The sequence below is a fragment of the Protofrankia sp. Cr2 genome (assembly GCF_963555885.1).
Lineage (GTDB): Bacteria > Actinomycetota > Actinomycetes > Frankiales > Frankiaceae > Protofrankia.
Map to the genome: position 1 here is coordinate 5,747 of NZ_CAUVXG010000044.1, position 22,152 is coordinate 27,898.

Consider the following 22,152-nt stretch of genomic DNA (forward strand, 5'->3'; position numbering starts at 1 on the left):
CGACGGACACCTATCCGTCGTGGTCGAGTACGCCGTCCCCACGCCCGTGGGGGTGATCCGTGGTAGATCGCCAGCTGTGGCGGGTCCCGATAGCCGTCCCCACGCCCGTGGGGGTGATCCGGCTTATGACCTGCGACAACACCGGTGGCCGTGGCCGTCCCCACGCCCGTGGGGGTGATCCGCAAACCCCATGCAGGCGCGGCATGACGGCGCAGCCGTCCCCACGCCCGTGGGGGTGATCCGCGTTGGACGCATCCATCGCGGCGCAGGAGGAAGCCGTCCCCACGCCCGTGGGGGTGATCCGCCTCTTCCGCAGTTGCCGCGCGCGCGAATGCCGCCGTCCCCACGCCCGTGGGGGTGATCCGCCTCTTCCGCAGTTGCCGCGCGCGCGAATGCCGCCGTCCCCACGCCCGTGGGGGTGATCCGTGGTAGATCGCCAGCTGTGGCGGGTCCCGATAGCCGTCCCCACGCCCGTGGGGGTGATCCTGAACTCGCGGAAAAAATCTACCGGCATGCACGGCCGTCCCTACGCCCGTGGGGGTGATCCGCCTGGAGGGGAAACGCGGCCTGCTGGGATGAGGCCGTCCCCACGCCCGTGGGGGTGACCCGCGACGGACAGCAGTTCGGAACGGGAGGCGGTCACTCGCTGACCGTGAATTTACGCGGTCCGGCGACCGCGGATGCGGTCGAGCGCGTTGAGGGCAGTCTCATCAGCGGTGGGCAGCGTGTGCAGGTAGCGTTGTGTTGTGGCGATCGAGCCGTGACCCATGCGCTCTTTCACGACCTGGAGGTCGGCGCCACCGGCGAGGAGCCAGGATGCGTGAGCGTGGCGCAAGTCGTGAACACGAACCCGTCGCCCGATCCCGGCCGCCGCCACCGCCGGGTGCCAGATCTGTTTGCGGAACCAGTCGCCCGGGATATGACCGTCGGTGTCCCGCTGGCGGCGGACCTTGCGTGGGTTGTCCTTGCCTGCGGCGCGGCGCTTCGCCCGGTAGGCCGCGTAGGCGCTTTTGCAGTGCTGACAGCGGCACGGCGCCATCGAGTAGGCGGTGATCGTACCGTGGCGGTACTGGCGGCCTTTCGCGTTCGGTTCGGTTAACCCGAGCGTGTCGTCCTCGCCGGCCGGGTCGGCAGGTCGGGGAGCGGCGGGCGTGTCCTGCTCCGGCATGGGGAACAGTAGATCGTCCGGTCCGAGCCCTCGTAGCTGGATGTACTCACGCAGCTTGTCGATTACCTGTGCGCTGATCGTGAAGCGTCGGTATTCCTTGTCCTTCGGGTATTCCTGGACGAGGAACCGGCCGCCGGTGGGGTGGTCCTGCGGGCTCACCGGCACCACAGCACGGCTGACGGTCACGATCCCGGCGGTGAGGTTGACGTCTCGAGGCCGTAGTTCCGTCAGCTCGCCCCAGCGCATGCCGCTTTCGATGTCCAGCTCGACGAGGAGTCGGAAGACCGGGTTGTCGAGCGCATCGTAGATCCGGTCGAACTGCTCGGGTGCGATGATCTCAAGCGGTTTGATCGGAACTTCCGGAGTCCTGACTCCCCGGCAGGGGTGCAGGAAGGTCACCTGATCGTTCAGTGCCGTTGTGAAGATCGCGCCGAGGATCGTCATGTTCTTCGAGATCGCACTCGGACTCAGGCCGCGGCTGATCTGGTCGGTGACCCACTCCCGGACGTCGCCGGGCATGATCTCGAACATCCGCATCGTCTGGAACCACGGCATGATGTGGGCCTTCACGCAGTAGCGGTAGACGCCTCGGGTGCTCGGCTCAATCAGATGGTTGGGAAACCACGTCCTGGTGACGTATTGCTCGAAGGTCTGCCGGCCGCGTTTCGGGTCGCCGACCCGTCCCTCGTTCTGCTTCACCTCGGCGGCCTGCCATGCCCGGTCGGCGTCCTTCTTGACACCGTAGGTGCCGGCGGAGCGCAGCTGGCCTCGCAGATCGAGGTAGCACGCGGTGTAGCGCGTCTTGCTGTTCTTGCCGGTCCGCTTCTTTGAGTAGCCCATTCCGACCGCTCCAAGCGTTGATCGTTTGTCCGCAATTTGTCCGCGGACGCGGACGCCTGAGGCGATATCCCGCGACAGGAGACGGCATCAAAATTGCCCTCTGACCAGCATCTTAGAGTGATTTTCAGATCAACTGAACTATCAAAATTGGATGTTTACGTTCCCTGATAAGGAAGAGGCCGGTGGTTCAATTCCACCCGAGTCCACCGAGATCAATTGTGGTATCCGTCGAGATCCAATGATGATCGCGACGGGTGGCGATCTCGATCAGTGTTCGGGTTGTCGGTGTCCTCGGTGCTGACCGCTGCCGTCGTCAACTGGCTCCTCCACGACGCTCGCCTCATCCCCATCAAGATTTTCTTGGTGGGGAGTTCCGCTTGAGGCCCGGCTGTCGAAGCCGAAGACCAGACGGTCAGCGCGGACGGGTGTCCTCGACTCTGACGTCGTGGAGGCGCTGCGCCGCTTGCACTGTCGGCAGGCTGAGCAGAAGCTCGTGATGGGTGCGGCCTGGTCGGACTCCGGGTTGGTGTTCACGCAGGCGGACGGGTCAGCCTGGCATCCGGACACCGTGTCGTCTCGTTTCGAGACGCTGTCGAGGCACGCGAAGCTGCCCAGGATTCTGATCAAGAATCTGCGGCACAGTTCGGCCACGTTGGGGCTGGAGTCGGGGGAGACGCTGAAGGAAGTGTCCGAGCGGCTGCGGCCACTCCACCATCACGATCACTGCCGACACGTACGCTGCGGTGACTCCGGCGACGGTGCAGGAGTCGGCCAAACGGCGTGCCGCGCCAGTTCCACGGTTCAGCGCACTTCCGGGCCGCACGGTGATCGTGACCGCTGGGCGTCGTGGTCGCGTCGACCTTCCTGTGATCGAAGGGAGGGCGGCCGGTCGATACCCCTCGCAGCCAGTGCCGACCGTCCCGCCGCCGATCTTCCCTGTTCTCCGATCTTGGGGCGCGAGCCACGACCGCCAAATGTAACCGCCGCACGCCAAATGTAACTCCGCTGTGGTTACATTTGGGTGTGCCGCGTGACGTGAGCCAGATGATCGCCTTCCTGCGCGCCGCCGGAGGCGACACCACCGAGGTGGAGGTCAAGTCTGCCGCCAGCGGGTTACCCGTCTCGTTGACCTCGACGCTGAGCGCGCTGGCAAACCAGCCCGGTGGCGGGACCATCATCCTGGGGCTCGACGAGCGGGCCGGGTTCCGCCCCGTCGAGCTCAGCGACCCGCAGATACTCAAGCAGGGTCTGGCTGCCAGTGCCCGGGCATTCACACCGCCGGTCCGTCTCACGATCGACGACGGGGAGGTCGACGGGGCCGCAGTCGTGGTTGCGCAGGTCCACGAGTGCGACCGGTCGACCAAGCCCTGCCGCGTCACCGCGACCGGCCGGGCGTACCTACGTGGCTACGACGGCGACTACGCCCTGTCGGAGGTGGAGGAACAGGGGTTTCTGACCGCTCGCCAGCCACCGCTGTTCGACCGTTCACCTGTCGAGGGCGCCACCGTCGACGACCTGGACAGCGAACTCGTCGATGCTTTTCTACTCGCTGTCCGCGAACGCGACCCGGCCGGGCTCGGCCGTTTTCCCGACGACACCGAGCTCCTGCGCCGGGCTGGGGTCACGATGGATGGCGGGCAGCCAACCGTCGCGGGACTGCTCGCTCTCGGGGTCCATCCCCAACAATGGTTCCCTCGCTACGTCATCCAAGCCGCCGCGCAGCCCTTGCCCACCGACTCCGCTGCAACGCGGGCCCGCAACCAGGTCACCATCAGCGGGCCGGTCCCGCGGATGCTTGACGCGGCGCTGCTCTGGGCCCGACGTACCTTCGACACCGCCATCGTCGCCGAGATGGACGGCAGCGTTCGTGACCGTCCGATCTACCCACTCGTCGCCTTCCGTGAGTTGGTCGCCAACGCACTGATCCACCGCGACCTCGACCACTGGTCCGCCGGGCTGGCCGTCGAAGTGCGGCTTCTGCGGGACCGCCTGGTAGTGGCCAATCCCGGCGGTCTGTACGGCATCACCGTCGACCGACTCGGGCGCGACGCGGTGACCTCCGTCCGCAACGCCAGACTGGTCGCGATCTGCCAGCACGTCCGCTCCCCGCAGACCGGAGCTCGGGTCATCGAAGCCCTCGCCAGCGGAATTCCCACCGTCACCGAGGCCCTCGTCGACCATGGCCTGCCGCCAGCCCACTACGTGGACAGTGGCATCCGGTTCACCGTCGTCCTCCACCAGTTCGCGACCGCCACGCCTGCGGCGACCGCCGAGCCCCCGCTGGGCGCCACAGAGCGTCGCGTCTACCAGGCCCTGACCCGTCAGGAAAGAACCGTCAGCGACCTCGCCGAGGAGCTCGGGCTCTCCGCTCCGAACATCCGCAAGGCACTGCGAAACCTGCGCGGTCGCGGGCTGATCCTTCAACTCGGCGGCAGAGGCAAAGCCACCACCTACCGGCGGACGGACTCATAGCCGACCGATCCTCACCCGCCAACCACTGCGCGCCTTGGACCATGTCTGACCCATCCGCACGTTCCGAGCCACCGACCTACGGCCGGCTGCTCTCCGCCGTTCAACCTCGCGGAAGGACCGGGTCAGCTCAGTCGACGTCCCAGGCTTCCCAGGGGCTGGAGCTCTCGGTGCGGGTCCTGCTCGACGAACTCGCCGGCATCCAGGAGACGGTGATGATCTACCCGTCGAGCGGAGGCCGTCCGAAGGTGCGCCGTATGCTGACCGAGACCACTCCCACCCAGGACCGGCTCGCCGAGATCTTCGGCCTCGCGAGGTGGGCGCCCCGGACTTAGGTCATACAGATCCGGAAGATCAACATTGGTCATAAGCTGCGAAAACACCAGCCAAGATCGAACTAGCTAGGAAACTCGGGCTAGTGGGCGCGGCGGGGACGCTTGTCGCGGAGGTAGACAACGGCGGGTTTGCCGGTGCCGGCCGAGCGGCGTTCGACCTCGAACAGGTCGATCGCGGCGATCAGTTCACCCAGCTTCCGGTAGCCGTAGTCACGCGGGTCGAAATCCGAGGACCGCCTGCTGATGATGCTGCCGACGTACGCCTGGCTGGCCCAGCCGTCGTCGTCGGACGCCTCCTCGACGGCGTCACGAAGCCCGTTCACCAGATTCGTGTCACCGCGAAGCCGGGCGCCGGGGACGGGCTGGCGCGGTGCCGGCTTCGCGCCGTCGGCGGCCACGGGCTCAGCTGGCGAGGCGCCGGCCGGCCGAGCAAGGGGCAGATCGGCAGGTGCGGGCGCCGCCCGCGGGTCGGCCAGGTTCTCGACGTAGACGAACTTGTCGCAGGCCGCGACGAACGACCGCGGCGTCTTGCGTTCCCCGAAGCCGTAGACGATCCGGCCCGATTCGCGCAGCCGTGCGGCCAGCCGGGTGAAGTCGCTGTCGCTGGAGACGAGGCAGAACCCGTCGAGCCGGCCGCGGTAGAGCAGGTCCATCGCGTCGATCACCATGGCCGCGTCGGTGGCGTTCTTGCCCGCGACGTAGGCGAACTGCTGGATCGGCTGGATCGAGTGGGCGAGCAGCTGTTCCTTCCAGCTCTTCAGGCTGGTGCTCGTCCAGTCGCCATACGCCCGCTTGACGTGGGCGGTGCCGAATGTGGCGACCTCCGCCAGCACCTGCCCGACCAGCGACGCCTGGGCGTTGTCTGCGTCGATGAGCACGGCCAGCCGCGCCCGACCCACGCTCGGACTGTCGGACGAGAAGGCGGCCGGGTAGGCAGGAGCCGGCTGCCGCGGCATGGGTAACTCACCGACGTCGGCCGGCGCGCCCTGCGGCAGCGGGACCGCGAGCGCCGCCATTCCGCGCCGCAGCCAGCCATGGGCCGCCCGTGCCACGGTCAGCGGCGAACCGACAGTCAGCAGGCTCGGCAGTCGGCGCGACCCGTCACCGTCGGTAGGCTTCTTGAAGATCGGCCACACCTCACATCCCCCCGAACTCAGGACTGGCTCCACGGCCCCAGGATCGCCGAGTATCAGTATCACTGCGGGTTTCCCCGACCAGGCCGGGGCGCGGACAACCGCCGCGACAGGTCCGCCGCCGCGCGCATCCCACGGACACGCGGGAGCCCCCCGCCGCCGAGCGCTGAACTGTCATATTCGTGATCAGAAGCTCGACGGCATCGGACCCCGAGGCTCTGGGCCGCGGCTGGCCCGAACAATGATCTAGATCGCATTTCCATCTGAAGCGAATAGGTCTGTAGGTTCTCATCTGGGTTGTCCGTCGGCGACGCCGTGACCAGGCCGTTTACGTCTCTCTCATAGGGCTGTCTCAGCGCCGTTTCTCACCGATCTGCCATTTCCCTCGGTCGGCTCGCTCTGGCCGAGATGCCGCCGTGCCGGCCAGCCGCGCTGCCGGCGCGCTTCGACATCCGGCGCGAACTACTTGCCGCCCAATGACTTCGGCTGGGGCCCTGCCAGCCACCCGTCGACCCGATGGCGTTGAACGGGTCCGGCTGCCACCGGTCTCTCGCCGACCACGTTCCCCGACACCAGCGGCCACCACACCGGCCACGCGAGGCCCTTGGCCGCCCTACCGCAACTCGCCATCGAGATGCCGCAGGCGTTGCTCGCGAGTGTCACCGGCACCATCAGCCAGCGACACCCGCACCTAATACGTGGCCACAGGACAAGCGCGAACGAGCCCATGCCTCCGCCAGTAGCGACGCACTCTGCCGGACGAGCGGCCTGCATGTGCAATGCCCGCCCGTAATCTCAGCCCATTCTGTAGCAGCGGAACTGTCCCGATGTCCGATCCACACGCTGTTGTCAGTCGAACTGCTCAACCGTGCTTTGAAACGGCACCGCTTCCAAGCTGCCACATTTCATAGTTCCCACATTCTGCCGTGATCTCGGCCGTCGCCTGAGCCGCGGTGAAGAAGTCGTCGACCACCGGCGAGGTGCGCGATGCCGCCATCGCGAGGCACACCTGGTCGGGCGCCAGATCCGGGATGGGCACGTAGCTGATGTCCGGATGTGAGTAGAACACGGTCGCCGAACGAGCCAGGAACGAGATGCCCCGGCCGGCCGCGACATGCTCGAGCGTCTCGTCCACCCCGCGCACCAGGTACCCGGCGTTAGGGTGCGGGCGCCTGGTGGGCTGCGTGCTCGTGTCGCCATGCCAGACCAGCGGCTCGCCGGCCAGGTCGGCCTCGGTGACCTCCTCCTTGCCGGCCAACCGGTGGCCGGCAGGGAGCACCGCTACCCGCGGCTCGGTGTACAGCGGGGTGACGCGCAGGCCGGTCTCGTCGATGGGCAGCCGTACATAGCCGACGTCGATGCGGCCGTCGAGCAGCGTCGTGGCCTGGTCGTCCCATTCGATCCGCTGCACGTCCACGACCACGTCCGGGTGCCGGGCCTCGAAGGCCCGCGCCGCCGGGATGACCGGGATACCGGCCCGGAAGCCGACCATTAGCCGCTGGCTGCCGCGTGCGGCCACGGTCACCCGGCGGCGGACCGCGTGCGCGGAGGCCAGCAGCGGGCCAGCGTCGGTCAGCAACTGCCTGCCGGCGTCGGTCAGCGCCACGCCGTGGCTGTCCCTGGTGAACAGCGGAGTGCCGAGATCCTGTTCCAGCGCACGGATCTGCCGACTGAGCACCGGCTGCGCGATGTGCAGCTCATCGGCGGCACGGCCGAAGTGCAACGTGTCGGCGACGGCGACGAAGTAGCGCAACTTGCGCAGGTCCAGATCCATGGAACCTCCCGGTCCGGCGATGCCTTCAGGGTATCGCAACGGCTGAAAGAGGTCTTGGACACACACTCAGGCCAGTGGCACCGTGGAATTGAGCGCCGTTGATCGCGTAATTCAAGGGCATCGACGACACCACCGTTAACAACAACGGGGTGGGCGTGGCGTTCTGTCCAGCTATCCCGCTCCAGAAAGCAGGCACTCCATGAGCAGCATCAGCATTATCGGCCTGGGGGGCATGGCCCGCGCCATAGGCGCCCGCGCGGTCGAGGGCGGCAACGCCGTCGAGGTCGTCGGTCGCGACGCGGCCAAGGCCAAGGACTTGGCCGCCGCGCTCGGCGGCGGCGTCACGGTCGGGACATTCGGCACCACCCCAGCCGGCGACATCGTCATCCTCGCCGTGCCGAACGCCAGCGCCGTGCCGGTCGTCGCCCAGTACGGGAACGCGCTCGTCGGCAAGGTCATCATCGACATCACCAACCCCGTGAACGCCGACGCCACCGGGCTGGTCACCCCTGACGGCACTTCCGCCGCGCAGGAGATCGCCAAGGCCGCCCCGGCGAGCGCGCACGTCGTGAAAGCGTTCAACACCGTCTTCGGCCACGTCCTGGCCCCGGGCCGCCCGCTGGACGTGCTCTTCGCTGGCGACGACGCGCGGGCCAAGGCGAGCGTATCGGCGTTCATCGAGAGCCTCGGGTTGCGCCCCCTGGATGCCGGCGCCCTGGAGATGGCGCACTGGCTGGAAGGGGCGGGCCTGCTGATGATCAGCCTGGCCCGCCACGGTGTGGGGGACTTCAACTTCTCCCTCGGCGTCAGCAGTCTCAGCTGAGCACACCCGCACCACCACTTCTCGCACCACATCACTGTTCGACGATGCGTATGGACGGCCGCGGCCAGGTCTCGCGACCCGCTCTCCAGCCCGAGTCCCGGCAGCTACCGCTCCGGCCGCGCCGAACTCGACGTCGTCTTTCGGCCGACGAGGCGTGATCGGGCCGTCATTGGCCTCCCACCGGAACGGGAGCAGACCCGGTAGTTCCGCGGTCGTCGCTGGGCTGCCGAGGAGATGACGCGGGGATGGCGTTGTCGCGTGCGTACTGGGACGCGGGAACTGTTTCGGATACCCATCAATTCAACGGAGTGATCGTGGGAAAGCTCGATGGCAAGGTAGCGGTTATCACCGGCGGATCCACCGGCATGGCACTGGCCGGCGCCAAACTGTTCGTCGAGGAAGGAGCGCACGTCTTCATCCAGGCCCGGCGGCAGGAAGCACTGGACGACGCCGTCAAGCTGATCGGCCGCAACGTCACCGCCGTCCAGGGTGACGCGGCCGAACTGGACGACCTGGACCGCTTGTACGACACCGTCAAGCGGGAAAAGGGCTCGATCGACGTGCTGTGGGCCAGCGCCGGGACGGGCGAACCCGCCGTCCTCGGCGAGATCACCGAGGAACAGTTCCACCGCGCCTTCTGGCTGAACGCGCGCGGCACCCTGTTCACCGTGCAGAAGGCACTGCCGCTGATCAACGACAACGGCTCGATCTTCATGACCGGATCCAACGCCTCCCTCGGCGCCTTCCCTGGCTGGAGCCTCTACGCGGGAAGCAAAGCCGTCCAGCAGGCCTGGGCCCGCGTCTGGCTCAACGAACTGCGCGACCGCAAGATCCGGGTCAACGTCCTGACCCCCGGCCAGGTCGCCACCGCCAAGCAGGAAGAACTGTTCGACGAGGCAACCAAGGCCGCATTCGAGTCCCTCATCCCCCGCGGAAAGATGGGCCGCCCCGAAGAAATTGCCTCCGTCGCCCTGTTCCTCGCCTCCGACGACTCCAGCTACGTCAACGGGCTGGAACTGGTGACCGACGGCGGCACCACCGCCATGTGAACCACACACCAGGAATGCCGCGGGCACGCCCCACAACAACCTAGTCGCCACAACGAACTGATCTCGAAGGCGGACATCCGCAACACGTCGAAGTGTTGCGCGGGCGCCGAATTCGCGTGCTGTCGATGATTCGTGTTTGGAATGGCGGCAGGTTCACGCATCCCAATCTACCGGCGGAAGACGAGCCGGAGGTGCCGGGAAAGGCGCGGCAGTTGGCCCAGAAACGTCGCGGCCGACGCCCTGCGCCTGACCCGGCACGAACGAGACAGAGCGACACCTCGAGACCAGGAAGAGAGCACACCTCATGAGCAGCATCACCCTCATCGGTACGGGGAACATGGCCCGTACCATCGGCACGCTCGCGGTGGCGGGCGGCAACACCGTCGAGGTCATGGGACGCGATCAGTCCAAGGCCGATGACCTGGCCAAGGCTCTGGGCGGCGGCGCGACGACGGGCAAGTGGGGCGCCGTCCCGGCCGGGGACATCGTCATCACGGCCCTGTTGTACGACGGTGTCGTTCCGGTCGTCGCCAAGTACGGAGACGCCCTCGCGGGCAAGGTCATCGTCGACATCAGCAACCCCTTCAACGCCACGTTCGACGGACTGGCCCACAGCGAGGAGACCTCGATCGCGCAGGAAGTCGCCAAGGTGGCCCCGGCCAGCGCCAGCGTGGTGAAGGCATTCAACACCATCTTCCGTAATGTCCTGGAGAAGGACCGGCCCAACGTCTTCATCGCTGGCGACAATGCGCAGGCCAAGGCGGGCGTGGCGGCATTCATCGAGAGTCTCGGGCTGCGCCCGCTGGACGTCGGCGGCCTGAAAATGGCGCACTGGCTGGAAGGAGTGGGCGTGGTCACGGTGGGCCTCGCCGGCAACGGGGTTGGCCACTGGGACTTTGCCCTCGGCGTCAACGAATTTACCGGCTGAGCCCTCGGGGCCGAGCAGCCGGCGAACAGGGCGCCGTACGCCCTGACAATGGTTGATGGATCACCGACTCGCTGATGTCGGATATCAATGTTGGCGAACGATCCTGCCCGAGGAGACTCTCGCGATGAAGCTCGGTTTCGCGATTCCCATTGTCGGGCCCGCCGCCAGCGGCGCCCCCGGCCTGAGCGCGTTCTGCCGCGGACTCGAAGACCTTGGCTACGACACCCTGTGGGTCGGCGATCGCCCGGTCACGCCGGTTGATGTGGACAGCAGCTATCTGGCCCACGGGCCGCAGATGACCCGCTCCCTCGTCCGGTGCTGCTGTGGACCGTCGCCGCGGCGGCGACCAGCCGGATGCGCCTGAACGCCAGCACGCTCAGCACGTTCTACTACGAGCCGCCGCACCTGGCCCGGCTGCTGACCACGCTCGACGTGCTCAGCGACGGCCGCCTTGGCGTTGGTGTGGGGCTGGGGTGGATGAAGCAGGAGTACGACAATTGACAAGGAGCAGCAACTTGCGCGTTTTCGTCACTGGCGGGACCGGCCATTCCGGTTCGTACATCGTCCCCGAGCTCATCACCGCCGGGCACGAGGTCACCGGCCTGGCCCGGTCGGACACGGCCGCGGCGGCGCTGTCCGCGCATGGCGCGAAGGTGCGTCGCGGCGACCTCGAGGATCTCGACGGGCTCAAGGAGGCGGCCGCGGACTCCGACGGCGTCATCCACATCGCGCACAGGCAAGACCTGCTTCCCTCCGGCGGGATCGACGCCGTGGCCGCCGCGGAGCTCCCGATCATGCTCGCGTACGGCGAAGCACTGGCGGGAACCGGAAAACCGCTGGTCGCGGCGGGGAGCATAGGCTCGCCAGGGAACCTGGGCCGGCCGGCCACCGAGGAGGACCCGGCCCTTCCCGGCGGCGATGAGTACAAGGGAACCCTGCACGCTCGTAACGTCGTGGAAACCGCCGTAGTCGGCCTTGCTGAGCGGGGAGTGCGGTCTTCGGTCGTGCGGATTGCCAACATCGCGCACAGCACGACCGATCGTGCCGGCTTCCTCTTGCAGCTGATCGCGCTCGCGAAGGAGAAGGGTTTCGTCGGCTACCCCGGAGACGGCGCGAACCTGTGGAACGCCGTGCACGTCCGCGATGTCGCCTCCTTGTTCCGCTTGGCGCTGGAGAAGGGGCCGGCTGGCAAATACTGGCACGCGGTTGGGGACGGGGGCATCCCGTTCCGCGAAATCGCCGAGGCCATTGGCAGCCGTCTGGGCCTGCCCGTCGTGAGCGTTCCCGCGGACGTACTGATGGTGCCGGGATACTTTGGGTTCCTTGCGAACATAGTCACGCAGAGCTACCCGGCGTCCAACCTCATCACCCGCCGGACCCTCGGCTGGGAGCCCGCTCAGCCCAGCCTGCTCGCCGATTTGGACAACGGCCATTACTTCTCCGCCATCTGATGGCAGGGACCCGAATCGCAACGAGTCCGGCAGATGACAAGGGTTCGACTCTTCTGGAGGGATGCTGAGAATATGACGACTGTGGGATTCATCGGAAGCGGCGCCATCGGCAGCACCATCGCGCGGCTCGCCGTCGAGGCCGGGCACCAGGTCGTGCTCAGCAACTCGCGCGGTCCCGAAACGCTCGCGGACACGGCCGCGGAACTGGGGCCGCAGGCGTCCGCGGCGACGAGCGGGGAGGCCGCGGCGGCCGGTGACATCGTCGTGGTCACGGTGCCGGTCAAGGCATTCCCCTACTTGCCCGCCGCGCCACTGGCAGGGAAGACGCTCATCGACACGTGCAACTACGGCCCCGAACGTGACGGGCACATCCCCGAGCTCGACAGCAAGTCGCTCACCTCGAGCGAGCTGCTGCTGCGGTACATCCCGGACGCCATGCTCGTGAAAGCGTTCAACAACATCTTCTTCAAGCACCTGCTGTCACTCGCCCGTCCGGCGGGGGCGGCCGACCGCTCGTACCTGCCGATCGCCGGGGACTCCGCGTCGGCGAAGGCGGCGGTGACCGAATTCATCGAATCCATCGGGTACAGCGTGGTGGACGCGGGACCGCTGGCCGATAGCTGGCGGCAGGCGACGGGCACGCCGGTGTGGGGGACCCCGTACGGGCCGTTCTCGCACGAGAAGGGCCAGCCGGTCGGCGAGGACGCCATCCGCGCGGCACTGGCCACCGCAACGCGGTAACCGCAAGTTGGCGCGGGCCGCGATATGGTCCGGCCGTGTTATGGCCCCGTCCGATAGGCGTCGGGCGGGGCCATAACGCAGAACTCGTTGCCGTCCGGATCCGCCAGGATGTGCCATGTCCGCCCGCTTCCTCGGGCTGCCGATCCCGGCCCGCGCCAACATGACCGACATCATCGACGCCGTCTGCGGCGTCGCGATCGGCACGTCGGCGAGCATGGTCCTGGTCGACGAGATCCATAACATGCAACTGGCCACCCGCAACGGCGCCGATGTCTCCGACACCCTCAAGTAGTACTTGTCCGAGCAGATCCCGGCCGTCGACGCTGGCGACCTACCGCGGGTATGTCCGCAACCGGATCAGCCCGGTTCTCGGGCGGTACCGGTTGGACCGGCTTGAACCCGAACATGTCGAGGCGTGGCGTAACGGGCTCCTTACCGGTGGGCTGGCGGCGGCGACGGTGTTGCAGTGCTTCCGCATCCTGAGCCGGGCGCTCAAGGTCGCCGTTCAGCGGGGCAAGGTTCCCCGCAACGTCTGCACCCTGGTGGACGCCCCGTCCGTCGTCCGGGAGGAGGTGCGGCCGTTGACCGCCGGGCAGGCACGTCAGGTGCTGACCCTCGCGGTTACCCGGCCGAACGGGGCGCGCTGGTCGGTGGCGGTCGCGCTCGGGCTGCGCCAGGGAGAGGCGCTTGGATTGCCGTGGGACGCGGTCGATCTGGACGCCGGGACATTGACGGTCCGCCAGGCACTGCAACGCCGACCCTGGCAGCACGGCTGCGACGACGACCCGTGCGGACGCAAGCGGGGCGGGAACTGCCCGAAGCGGCACAGCGGCGGGTTTTTTATCGTCCGGCCGAAGAGCCGCGCCGGCCGACGCACGATCACCCTTCCGGCGCCGCTGGTCACCATGCTGCGCGCGCAGCGTGAGCGTCAACAGGCCGACCGGGTCACGGCCGGGGATCTCTGGAACAACGAACACGGGCTGGTGTTCACCCGGCCGGACGGGAGTCCGATCGACCCGGCGGCGGACTGGCGGGAATGGAAGGCGCTCGCCAAGGCTGCCGGCGTGGCTGCCGCGCGGCTGCACGACGCCCGCCACACCGCGGCGAGCCTCCTGCTTGCCCAGGGCGTGCCGGCCCGGGTCGCCATGGAGATCCTCGGCCATTCGCAGATCGGTCTGACGCTCGGGACATACAGCCATGTAGCGCCCGAACTACGGACGGACGCGGCGGCGCGGATGGGGGAGGCGCTGTGGGGTTCCGACGACCGGAACGCTGGCGGGGGAGCGCAGACCACGTCGTGACACTTGGCTGCCAGCGTGGCTGCCAGGGTAGATTACCGATCATGACAGAGATCGCCTAAAGGGCCGTGACCTGCACAGACAGTGTGGGGCGGGTGGGACTCGAACCCACGACCGACGGATTATGAGTCCGCTGCTCTAACCGACTGAGCTACCGCCCCGGGACCGCCGCGCCGGTCAGACCGACCGTATCGGTGGCTGGCGCCGACGGGGGCGAGCATATCCGCTGCCGGAGACTCGGATGCGATCGTCTGCCCGCGGGATCCGTCCGACAGGTGCGTCACAGCCGCGACCCAGCGTCTCGACAGGTTCCGATCGGAAGGTGACCAGTAGCGGCCGCCAGCCCGGTGGCCACGAGACAAGGAGATCGCGCCAACCATGACCGACGATCAGACGACCGGTCGGACCAGAAGTAAGAAGGGACTCGCTTGGGCGGCGGGTCTGGTGACGGCAGGTGCTCTCACCGGCGGTGTGCTCGCCGGCACCAACAGTGCCTCCGCTGCCACGGAGAACCCCCCTGCCGCGGTGGTGGCCGCGGCGGACAGCAGTTCCACCACAGCCACCCCCACCGCCCCCGCGACCACGGGTACCGCCGCGGGCCAGCCCCAGGATCAGGCCGGTGGGGAAACGCCGGTGCGCAGTGACGAGAAACAGTTGACCGGCACCGACGCGGAGAAGGCGCGTGCAGCGGCGCTCCAGGCCGTTCCCGGCGGCACGGTGTACCGAGTCGAAACCGACGCCGGTGACGCCGAGTACGAGGCACACATGAAGAAAGCCGACGGCTCGCTCGTCACCGTCAAGCTTGACAAGAACTTCACCGTTATCAAGGTCGAGGACGGGATGGGTACCGGTGATCCCGCTCCGTCCGGCCAGCGCGGTACCAGGAAAAGCGGCTGAGGTAACCCCCCGGAGCGGGGCTCACAAGGCCTGACGCCGGGGCGGTTACGCGGTTGTTCAGTCGACACGTAACCGCCCCGGTACGACGGCTGAATGCGGCCGGTCCGGCTGCATGAGTCGATGTCTGCGGTGCGCTCGCGATCGTGGATGAACAGATCTACCCTGAGGAATATGACCATCACAACTGAGGCTGCACCGATAACGACCCGTCGAGGTGCGTCCGTGCCCGACACCGAGGCGGAGGTGTTTCGGGCCGCGCGACCCGCGGACGTACCCGAGCCGGTGGACGTACCCGAGTCGGTGGCCGTACCTGAGCCGGTGGCCGTACCTGAGCCGGTGGCCGTACCTGAGCCGGTGGCCGTACCTGAGCCGGTGGACGTACTCGAGTCGGGGATACGCCAACCGTTCGCAGGCCAGCCGGTCGCGGTGCGGTGGCGTCGCCGACCCGCGGTGCGCGCCCTGGGCACGGGGCGCACGATGCCGCGGCTGTGGGCACTGGTCATGGTGGTCGGTTTCATCACCGCCGGGGCGATCGAGCCGGTACCGGACGGCCCGGATCCGGTTGTACCCGCCTGGATCAACGCCGTCGGCAACGTGACCCTGCTGATCCTGCTCGCCGCTGTCGTGACGCTGCTCGCCGGCCGACGCGCCGGGTACGGCCTGGCCACCTATGCAAGCGCGGGTCTCGTCCTGCTGTCGGCGCTGTGCCCGACATCTGGTCACCATGTACTGGCGCCCTGGTGGTTCGGCCAGCTTGCCATCACCGTCGGGCTGTTCGCCGGATCCCTCGCGCTGCGTTCCCGGGCGGCCCATTCCCGGGCGGCCCGGTCGCAGGCCCTACGACGACGTCCAGGGGAATGACGGGCGGTTGATCTTCTTTGCCGGGGTTCCCGATGGTTTCCGGCCTCCGCCGATCTTCAGCAGGACGAACGTGACGGATTCGGCGACGTAGAAGACTCCGAGCGCGGCCAGGACGACGAGTCCGGGAACGAGCACGAAGAGCAAGCCGGGAACGAGGACCGCGATGAACGCGGCGAACTGACCGAACCCGGGGTGCCACAGGGTGGAAAGTCCTGACTCGCGGACGGCGGCAAGCCTGACCGCTCCCCACATGAGCCACCGCCGTAAGAAGGACACGTCCAGTTCCCGCATCGCGCGCCGGAAGATTCCGTCCGCGTCAGCGCGTTCGATGCCGCCACGGTCGGCCAGCCCCCAGAGCCAGTCATGGAGGATGGCCGCCTTGGTGTAGCGTCCGTACCTGGGTATCAGCCAGGTGAAGATTTGCGGCACCGACGCGAAGTCGGTTACGAAGTCCTTCTCGACAGTGAACAGCTGTTCGTTGCCCTGATACACGATCGCTTCCAGGACCCGCCAACTCACCTCATCGATCTCTTCGACGACGACACCGCCGCTGACGAATGGCATGGCTCCCTCGTTACTTCACTCGGAGGTTTTCGATCAATGACGGAAAGTAGTGGCATGGACGGTCGTGGTGCGGTGGGTACAGGGGGTACAGGGGGTGCGGCCCGTTACGGCGTTCATCTTCCGGTCCTCGACGTGCCGCTGTCCGCCAGTCGTGAACTGTTCGTGGAACTGTCCGAACTCGGCTACACCGATTTCTGGTCCGCCGAGGCCGACACTACCGACGGAATCATCCCGTTGGCACTCACCTCGTGCTGGGTGCCGACCGCGCGGCTGGGCACCGCGATTCTGCCCGTCTTCACCCGCGGGCCGGCGCTGTTGGCCACCACCGCGGCCACGCTCGCCGATGTCGCACCCGGCCGGTTCGCCCTGGGCATCGGCGCATCCTCCAAGCCCATCGTCGAGGGTTGGAACGGCATCCCGTTCACCGAGCCCTATCGGCGCACCCGGGACATGGTCCGCTTCCTGCGGCAGGCGTTCGCGGGTGAGCGAGTCGACGCGGCGTTCGACACCTTCACCGTGCGCGGCTTTCGCCTCGGAGTCGTCCCGCAGGTGCCACCGGCGCTCCTGGTCGCCGCGCTGCGGCCGGGGATGCTGCGGATGGCGTCCCGCGAGGCCGACGGCGTCATCCTCAACTGGCTGTCCGCCGACGACCTGCGTGACAGCGTGCGCGCCGAGGTCGGTCCGGACAAGGAAATCGTCTGTAAGGTCTTCGTCTCGACCAATCCGGACCCCGATCGGCTGCGCACCGAGGCCCGGCGAATGATCGCCGCGTATCTCAACGTGGAGGTCTACGCCGCCTACCAGCGCTGGTTGGGGCGGGAGAAACTGCTCACACCGATGTGGGATGCGTGGGCGGCGGGCGACCGGCGTGGCGCGGTTGCGGCGATCCCGGACGAGGTCGTCGACCAGCTGATCGTCCATGGCACGCCCGAGCAGTGCCGGGCCGGGATCCAACGCTACGTGGACGCCGGCGCCACCACGGTCGTCATCTTCGGGATCGGGTGGGGCGACCCCGCTGACGCGGTGATGCGCGCGGTTGCACCTGGCGCGGCGCGACAGGCCCGCACCTGACCGATGCGCGGACGCATGCACTAATAGCGCTCCCGCGACAGGACTCGAACCTGTAACCTGCCGGTTAACAGCCGGACGCTCTGCCAATTGAGCTACGCGGGACCGCGATGCCCCGGACCGCGGTCCCGAGCACCTGACTTGGCAAGGGTACCTGAGGTTCGTGCGGACCGGTCGACGGGGTAGGAATCCTGAGGTCGGTCAGCGGGCGCAGCGCTGCCCACCGACCGGCGGGCAGGCGGCACGCAGCAAGGCAACAGCCTGCCGATCGTCGTCCGATCCGGGTGACACAGGCGCGATCATGCGTTTGGCGCGCCTGTGGAGACCCCAGCAACCCACCCGGGCCAACGAGGTGCGATCATCCAATTTCCGCACCTTTTCAGGCCCTTGGAACCAGCGGGAGGCACCATGTACGTCAGGCCCGGTTTCGTTGTCGGGCTCGGGCTCGGCTACCTACTCGGCGCGCGTGCGGGCCGGGAGCGCTATGACGTGATCATGCGTCAGGCGCGCTCGGTTCGGGAGCGTCCGGAGGTACAGAGCGCGGCCGGCGTCGTTTCGGCCCAGGCCGGTGGGCTCGTTGACAAGGTCCGCCAGACGGTGGGAGGAGTCACCGGCCGAGGCAGTCGCCCACCGACGACCGGCACCTTCGCCGGCACGGTCGGCGCGCACAGTGCGAACGGCTCTGGCGCTGTGCATACGTCCTGATGTCCGGCGGTCCTGTGTCAGCAGATGGCATCCAGCGGCTCCCGTGACGGCTCGCACGGCGGCTCGCCCAGCGACGCCCGGCCGGACGGTCCGCCTGAGCAGGCCGCCGCGTTGGCCCATGTGATCGACCTGCTGGCCCGCCGGCACGCGCTGGGGATTTTCTGGCAGCTGCGGGAGGCTCCGGCGACATTCCGTTCGCTCGCGCTGCGCTTGGCGGCTCCGCAGGCTCAGTTGTCGCAGCGGCTGCGGGAACTGCGCGAGGCCGGGATCGTGGAGGTGGACGAGGCTGGTGACTATCGGCTCACCGTGCACGGGCGTCGCCTGCAAGGTGTGCTCGAACCGGTCGCGGCCTGGGCGGAGCAGTGGGCGCGGCTCGGCCCGCGTGGGCGGGTGCCACGCGGATCGAGCACCCGCGGCCGAGGTGAACCGTGAGTTCCCATAGCAGGGCGGTGGATGCCGGCAGCCGTCCAGATGCCGACAGACGGATGGACATCGGCGGGCGGGCGGATGTCGGCGGGTGGCATCGGTGGAGTCGTCGGGACCGGTGCGGCCATGCTCGTAAAATCATCTTTCGTGACAACTCCCGGGCCCGTCGTCACCCGCGACCGCTCGTCAGAAGTCGACCTACCTCGCCTGCAGAGCGGCGTCCAGCCGCAGCGTCTCCTCACGACACTTCTCGGGGACTACTGGAACGGACGTGAGGAGCACATACCGTCCGCGGCTCTTGTGCAGCTGCTGGCGGATTTCGGTGTCTCCACCGTTGGCGCGCGTGCCGCACTGAGCCGACTCGCCCGCCGAGGCATGCTGGATTCCTCGCGGATCGGCCGCAACACGTACTACGGCCTTACCGGTCAGGCTGCCGACGCCCTGCGGGAGGACGCCGGGCGCATTCTGTCGTTCGGGCAGTCCTACACAACCTGGGACGGCCGCTGGACGGTGGCAGCCTTCTCCATTCCGGAGGGGCAGCGTGATGTGCGCCATGCAGTCCGGAACAAACTGCGTTGGCTGGGTTTCGCCCCATTGTATGACGGCATGTGGGTGACGCCCCGGTCGGTCGCGGATGCGGCCTTCCGAATGTTCGCGGAACTCGGCGTTTCCCAGGCGACCATCATGACGGCCACCGCCGAAACCGGGATCACCGGCCCCCGGTCGCCGATCGAGGCGTGGGATCTGCGCGACCTGCGGTCCCGCTATGAGGAGTTCATTGTCGTCCATACGCCCCTGCTGGGGCGGATCAGACTGGGCGAGGTGTGCCCGTCCGAGTCGTTGGTTGCCCGTACCGCCGTGATGGACGCGTGGCGACGGTTCCCCAGTCTTGATCCCGACCTGCCGTTGGACCTGCTGCCGGCGCGCTGGCCGCGGGGTGAGGCACACCAGGTTTTCGGCGAAATTTACAATGCGCTCGCGCCACGTGCGGTCGATCGGGTATGCCAGATAATCATAGCGATTTCGCCGGAGCTGGGCGGCCTCGTCCGTCACTATACGATCACTTGGGACCGCTGACCGCCTAAGAGCGCCCGCCCCTATTGCCGGCCGCAGGTCAGGGGATTGCCGGCCGGTCGGTTAGTAGTGATGAAGCCCGCTGGAACCGTTGCGGCTCCGTTCCGTCGACCGGGTATCCACCGGCCGGCGCGCTCGGCACGACCAGGTTCATACCCTGGTGTGCTAAAAACGAGGTAAACAGGGCATTTATCGGCATCGGTTGGGAGAATCTCATGGGTCTTGCGGAGGCGGCGCATCACACGGCCGACTACGACCTGCTGTTCGTCTGCGTGTCCGTTGCCCTGGCGCTGCTGGGTTCGTTCGCCGCGCTGGTCAGCGCATTACATATTCCCCTGAGCGGGGCCACCGTTCGGCGGCGCTGGGTCGCCTCCGCCGCTTTGTCGCTCGGCGGCGGTGCAATCTGGGCGATGCACTTCATGGGCATGGTCGCGTATCACGTCGAGGGGACGGACATCACCTACGATCTAGGCCTGACCGCGCTGTCCTTCGTTATCGCGGTGGCGGTGTCGGGAATCGGCCTGATGGTCGTCGCAACGAATCCCCGCAGCGTGGCTCGACTGGGTTGCGGCGGGCTCATCGCCGGTCTCGGTGTCGCGGCGATGCACTACACGGGCATGGCGGCGATGCAGACCGGCAGCACCGTCGCCTACGACCCGACGCTCGTCGCGATCTCGGTTGTGATAGCCGTGGTCGCGGCGCTGGCCGCGCTGTGGATCGCCTTTCGGGTACGTAGCCGCAACCACGTGTTGGCCGCGTCGGTGGTGATGGCGGCAGCCGTCTGCGGCATGCACTACACGGGCATGGCCGCCACCCGGGTCGCCGTCACAACCGGGGTGGCGCAGTCGGGTCGCGGCGTCGACCCGATCACGTTGAGCCTCGCCGTGTGCGTCCTGACCTTCTCCATCCTGGCGATGGTCATCTTCTCGGCCCTGGGCGGGGTCAGCGAGACCGACGTCTTCACTCTTGCGGCCGATGCCCGCGGCCAGGCTGCACCCTCAGCGGGAGGCCCGCCGTCACCTTCAGTGGGAGGCCCGCCGGTGGACGTGTTCGGCCGGACAGGTGACAGCGGGCGGCGGGGACACCGCCGTGACCGCGTCACGCGACTGTGAGAACGCGACTGTGAGAACGCCACTGTGGGAGCGCGGCTCCGGCACAACCAGGCGCCGGACGTCTGCGCGGGCGGTCATACGGTAGGCGGGTGAACCTGTTCGATGGCGGGCTCGAGCAGGCCCTCGCGACGTCGGGTCCGCTCGCGGCCCGGCTGCGCCCCCGCACTCTCGACGATGTCGTCGGGCAACGTCACCTGCTCGGGCCGGGCAGCCCGCTGCGGCGTCTGGCCGAGGGTGGCGGTACGACCTCGGTCCTGCTGTGGGGGCCGCCGGGTACCGGCAAGACAACCTTGGCCCACGTCATAGCGGGTTCCGGTGGGCGCCGGTTCCGTGAGTTGTCGGCGGTCACGGCCGGGGTGAAGGACGTGCGGGCCGCCGTCGACGAGGCGCGTGACACGCTTGCGATGTCCGGTGTGCGGACGGTGCTGTTCATCGACGAGGTCCACCGTTTCACCAGGACCCAGCAGGATGCACTACTGCCCGCGGTGGAGAACGGCCTGGTCACGCTGGTCGCCGCCACCACCGAGAATCCGTTTTTCGCGGTGGTGGCACCGCTGCTGTCCCGGTCGCTGCTGCTCACGCTGGAGCCGCTCACCGACAGCGATCTTTTAGTCTTGATCAACCGGGCTCTCGCCGACCCTCGTGGTTATGGTGGCCGGCTGGCGTTGGACGACGACGCGGTCGCTCACCTGCTGCGCCTGGCCGGCGGCGACGCCCGACGTGTCCTGACCGCGCTGCAGGCCGCCGGCGACGCCGCTCTCGGGGCGCTCGGAGCTGGTGGGACGCTCGGAGCTGGTGGGACGCTCGGAGCTGGTGGGACGCTCGGGGCGGATGCCCCTGCCCGCGTCGACCTCGCAACGGTCGAGCAAGCGGTGAACAGGGCTGCGGTCAGCTACGACCGGGCCGGTGACCAGCACTATGACGTGGCGAGCGCGTTCATCAAGTCCATCCGCGGCGGGGATGTCGACGCAGCCCTGCACTACCTGGCCCGGATGCTGGAAGCGGGGGAGGACCCTCGCTTCATCGTCCGTAGGTTGATTATCTTGGCCAGTGAGGACGTGGGGCTGGCGGAGCCTGGTGCGTTGGGCGTGGCGGTGGCCGCGGCGCAGGCACTGGAGACGGTGGGCCTGCCCGAGGCACGGCTTGCGCTGGCCCAGGCAGTGATCCATCTCGCGCTGGCGCCGAAGTCCAACGCTGTCATCCGGGCCGTCGACGCGGCGATGGCCGACGTTCGGACGGGGCGTGACGGCCCGGTACCCGTCCATCTTCGCGACGGGCACTACCCGGGTGCGGGTCGTCTGGGCCATGGCGGGGGCTACCGCTATCCCCATGACCACCCAGGTGGCGTGGTCGGCCAGCAGTATGCGCCCGATTCGTTGGTGGGTCGCGACTACTACCAGCCGAGCGGGAACGGGTTCGAATCGCGTGCCTCGCAA

Annotated in this window: 21 protein-coding genes, 2 tRNA genes, 1 pseudogene and 1 CRISPR repeat array; of the genes and pseudogenes, 18 read left to right on the top strand and 6 right to left on the bottom strand. The window is 67.9% G+C overall.

Going from position 1 to position 22,152, the window contains the following annotated elements; translation table 11 throughout:
* The first annotated feature begins 31 nt into the window (after positions 1–31).
* Positions 32–609: direct repeats of the CRISPR family, unit length 29 nt; unit sequence GCCGTCCCCACGCCCGTGGGGGTGATCCG.
* Positions 610–658: 49 nt separating this feature from the next.
* The gene (locus U9978_RS17800; RefSeq protein WP_322762271.1) at positions 659–2,008 is read right to left on the bottom strand and encodes a tyrosine-type recombinase/integrase; all 1,350 of its coding nucleotides are present in this window, start codon (positions 2,006–2,008) and stop codon (positions 659–661) included.
* Between the two features lie 1,044 nt (positions 2,009–3,052).
* On the opposite strand from U9978_RS17800, the gene U9978_RS17805 reads away from it, so the two are divergent.
* Together U9978_RS17805 and U9978_RS17810 are read left to right on the top strand one after the other, a co-directional pair.
* Complete coding sequence (locus U9978_RS17805) at positions 3,053–4,480, top strand: ATP-binding protein (RefSeq protein WP_322762301.1); 1,428 nt, start codon at positions 3,053–3,055, stop codon at positions 4,478–4,480.
* A gap of 167 nt (positions 4,481–4,647) precedes the next feature.
* On the top strand, positions 4,648–4,812 hold the full coding sequence (locus U9978_RS17810) for a hypothetical protein (RefSeq protein ID WP_322762272.1): 165 nt from the start codon (positions 4,648–4,650) through the stop codon (positions 4,810–4,812).
* Between the two features lie 80 nt (positions 4,813–4,892).
* Here the strand turns inward: U9978_RS17810 and U9978_RS17815 are convergent, their stop codons facing one another.
* Together U9978_RS17815 and U9978_RS17820 are read right to left on the bottom strand one after the other, a co-directional pair.
* The gene (locus U9978_RS17815) at positions 4,893–5,768 is read right to left on the bottom strand and encodes an NYN domain-containing protein (protein ID WP_416211022.1); all 876 of its coding nucleotides are present in this window, start codon (positions 5,766–5,768) and stop codon (positions 4,893–4,895) included.
* A 1,039-nt stretch (positions 5,769–6,807) separates the two neighbouring features.
* Positions 6,808–7,719, bottom strand: a complete 912-nt coding sequence (locus U9978_RS17820; protein WP_322762274.1) for a LysR family transcriptional regulator — start codon at positions 7,717–7,719, stop codon at positions 6,808–6,810.
* 199 nt (positions 7,720–7,918) lie between these two features.
* On the opposite strand from U9978_RS17820, the gene U9978_RS17825 reads away from it, so the two are divergent.
* The 8 genes and pseudogenes from U9978_RS17825 (at position 7,919) to U9978_RS17860 (ending at position 14,012) form a co-directional block, all read left to right on the top strand.
* The gene (locus U9978_RS17825; RefSeq protein WP_322762275.1) at positions 7,919–8,542 is read left to right on the top strand and encodes an NADPH-dependent F420 reductase; all 624 of its coding nucleotides are present in this window, start codon (positions 7,919–7,921) and stop codon (positions 8,540–8,542) included.
* A gap of 314 nt (positions 8,543–8,856) precedes the next feature.
* Positions 8,857–9,591: an SDR family NAD(P)-dependent oxidoreductase gene (locus U9978_RS17830; RefSeq protein ID WP_322762302.1), complete on the top strand. Its 735-nt coding sequence runs from the start codon at positions 8,857–8,859 to the stop codon at positions 9,589–9,591.
* Between the two features lie 304 nt (positions 9,592–9,895).
* Positions 9,896–10,519: an NADPH-dependent F420 reductase gene (locus U9978_RS17835; RefSeq protein WP_322762276.1), complete on the top strand. Its 624-nt coding sequence runs from the start codon at positions 9,896–9,898 to the stop codon at positions 10,517–10,519.
* A 124-nt stretch (positions 10,520–10,643) separates the two neighbouring features.
* A pseudogene (locus U9978_RS24150) lies at positions 10,644–11,014 on the top strand (LLM class flavin-dependent oxidoreductase); the annotation flags it as partial.
* Between the two features lie 20 nt (positions 11,015–11,034).
* Positions 11,035–11,970: an SDR family oxidoreductase gene (locus U9978_RS17845; RefSeq protein WP_322762277.1), complete on the top strand. Its 936-nt coding sequence runs from the start codon at positions 11,035–11,037 to the stop codon at positions 11,968–11,970.
* Between the two features lie 81 nt (positions 11,971–12,051).
* Complete coding sequence (locus U9978_RS17850; RefSeq protein ID WP_416211023.1) at positions 12,052–12,711, top strand: NADPH-dependent F420 reductase; 660 nt, start codon at positions 12,052–12,054, stop codon at positions 12,709–12,711.
* A 115-nt stretch (positions 12,712–12,826) separates the two neighbouring features.
* On the top strand, positions 12,827–13,003 hold the full coding sequence (locus tag U9978_RS17855) for a hypothetical protein (RefSeq protein WP_322762279.1): 177 nt from the start codon (positions 12,827–12,829) through the stop codon (positions 13,001–13,003).
* Positions 12,981–14,012, top strand: a complete 1,032-nt coding sequence (locus U9978_RS17860; RefSeq protein WP_322762280.1) for a site-specific integrase — start codon at positions 12,981–12,983, stop codon at positions 14,010–14,012. Before U9978_RS17855 ends, U9978_RS17860 begins: the two co-directional genes overlap by 23 nt.
* 84 nt (positions 14,013–14,096) lie before the next feature.
* Here the strand turns inward: U9978_RS17860 and U9978_RS17865 are convergent.
* A tRNA-Ile gene (locus tag U9978_RS17865) sits at positions 14,097–14,170 on the bottom strand.
* 217 nt (positions 14,171–14,387) lie between these two features.
* Between U9978_RS17865 and U9978_RS17870 the strand changes: the two genes are divergently transcribed.
* On the top strand, positions 14,388–14,906 hold the full coding sequence (locus U9978_RS17870; RefSeq protein WP_322762281.1) for a hypothetical protein: 519 nt from the start codon (positions 14,388–14,390) through the stop codon (positions 14,904–14,906).
* Between the two features lie 222 nt (positions 14,907–15,128).
* A complete protein-coding gene (locus tag U9978_RS17875) occupies positions 15,129–15,767 on the top strand; it encodes a hypothetical protein (RefSeq protein WP_322762282.1) in 639 nt (212 codons plus the stop codon).
* Here U9978_RS17875 and U9978_RS17880 read toward each other — a convergent pair.
* On the bottom strand, positions 15,744–16,331 hold the full coding sequence (locus tag U9978_RS17880) for a DUF1353 domain-containing protein (protein ID WP_322762283.1): 588 nt from the start codon (positions 16,329–16,331) through the stop codon (positions 15,744–15,746). The two genes, U9978_RS17875 and U9978_RS17880, sit on opposite strands and share 24 nt — an antisense overlap.
* A gap of 54 nt (positions 16,332–16,385) precedes the next feature.
* Here U9978_RS17880 and U9978_RS17885 point away from each other — a divergent pair, with 54 nt between their 5' ends.
* Positions 16,386–17,402 carry an LLM class F420-dependent oxidoreductase gene (locus tag U9978_RS17885; RefSeq protein ID WP_416211025.1) on the top strand — a complete coding sequence of 339 codons (1,017 nt, stop codon included), beginning with the start codon at positions 16,386–16,388 and terminating at the stop codon, positions 17,400–17,402.
* Positions 17,403–17,431: 29 nt separating this feature from the next.
* Here U9978_RS17885 and U9978_RS17890 read toward each other — a convergent pair.
* Positions 17,432–17,504: transfer RNA gene (locus tag U9978_RS17890), tRNA-Asn, on the bottom strand.
* A 303-nt stretch (positions 17,505–17,807) separates the two neighbouring features.
* On the opposite strand from U9978_RS17890, the gene U9978_RS17895 reads away from it, so the two are divergent.
* From U9978_RS17895 to U9978_RS17915, 5 genes are all read left to right on the top strand, one after another.
* Positions 17,808–18,104, top strand: coding sequence for a hypothetical protein (locus tag U9978_RS17895; protein ID WP_322762285.1), 297 nt, complete (start codon positions 17,808–17,810; stop codon positions 18,102–18,104).
* Between the two features lie 24 nt (positions 18,105–18,128).
* Positions 18,129–18,536 carry a winged helix-turn-helix transcriptional regulator gene (locus U9978_RS17900; protein ID WP_322762286.1) on the top strand — a complete coding sequence of 136 codons (408 nt, stop codon included), beginning with the start codon at positions 18,129–18,131 and terminating at the stop codon, positions 18,534–18,536.
* A gap of 141 nt (positions 18,537–18,677) precedes the next feature.
* Entirely contained in the window at positions 18,678–19,607 is a 930-nt protein-coding gene (locus U9978_RS17905; protein ID WP_322762287.1) for a PaaX family transcriptional regulator C-terminal domain-containing protein, read from the top strand.
* A 212-nt stretch (positions 19,608–19,819) separates the two neighbouring features.
* Positions 19,820–20,716 carry an MHYT domain-containing protein gene (locus U9978_RS17910; RefSeq protein WP_322762288.1) on the top strand — a complete coding sequence of 299 codons (897 nt, stop codon included), beginning with the start codon at positions 19,820–19,822 and terminating at the stop codon, positions 20,714–20,716.
* A gap of 89 nt (positions 20,717–20,805) precedes the next feature.
* Positions 20,806–22,152: replication-associated recombination protein A (locus tag U9978_RS17915; protein WP_322762289.1), on the top strand; the 1,347-nt coding region annotated here is incomplete at its 3' end.

Excerpts from the sequence above, each read along its gene's own strand:
- U9978_RS17800 (WP_322762271.1), bottom strand. The coding sequence starts at position 2,008 with ATGGGCTACTCAAAGAAGCGGACCGGCAAGAACAGCAAGACGCGCTAC.
- U9978_RS17805 (WP_322762301.1), top strand. The coding sequence starts at position 3,053 with ATGATCGCCTTCCTGCGCGCCGCCGGAGGCGACACCACCGAGGTGGAG.
- U9978_RS17815 (WP_416211022.1), bottom strand. The coding sequence starts at position 5,768 with ATGCCGCGGCAGCCGGCTCCTGCCTACCCGGCCGCCTTCTCGTCCGAC.
- U9978_RS17820 (WP_322762274.1), bottom strand. The coding sequence starts at position 7,719 with ATGGATCTGGACCTGCGCAAGTTGCGCTACTTCGTCGCCGTCGCCGAC.
- U9978_RS17825 (WP_322762275.1), top strand. The coding sequence starts at position 7,919 with ATGAGCAGCATCAGCATTATCGGCCTGGGGGGCATGGCCCGCGCCATA.
- U9978_RS17835 (WP_322762276.1), top strand. The coding sequence starts at position 9,896 with ATGAGCAGCATCACCCTCATCGGTACGGGGAACATGGCCCGTACCATC.
- U9978_RS17855 (WP_322762279.1), top strand. The coding sequence starts at position 12,827 with ATGTCCGCCCGCTTCCTCGGGCTGCCGATCCCGGCCCGCGCCAACATG.
- U9978_RS17860 (WP_322762280.1), top strand. The coding sequence starts at position 12,981 with ATGTCTCCGACACCCTCAAGTAGTACTTGTCCGAGCAGATCCCGGCCG.
- U9978_RS17870 (WP_322762281.1), top strand. The coding sequence starts at position 14,388 with ATGACCGACGATCAGACGACCGGTCGGACCAGAAGTAAGAAGGGACTC.
- U9978_RS17880 (WP_322762283.1), bottom strand. The coding sequence starts at position 16,331 with ATGCCATTCGTCAGCGGCGGTGTCGTCGTCGAAGAGATCGATGAGGTG.
- U9978_RS17885 (WP_416211025.1), top strand. The coding sequence starts at position 16,386 with ATGGACGGTCGTGGTGCGGTGGGTACAGGGGGTACAGGGGGTGCGGCC.
- U9978_RS17895 (WP_322762285.1), top strand. The coding sequence starts at position 17,808 with ATGTACGTCAGGCCCGGTTTCGTTGTCGGGCTCGGGCTCGGCTACCTA.
- U9978_RS17900 (WP_322762286.1), top strand. The coding sequence starts at position 18,129 with ATGGCATCCAGCGGCTCCCGTGACGGCTCGCACGGCGGCTCGCCCAGC.
- U9978_RS17910 (WP_322762288.1), top strand. The coding sequence starts at position 19,820 with ATGGGTCTTGCGGAGGCGGCGCATCACACGGCCGACTACGACCTGCTG.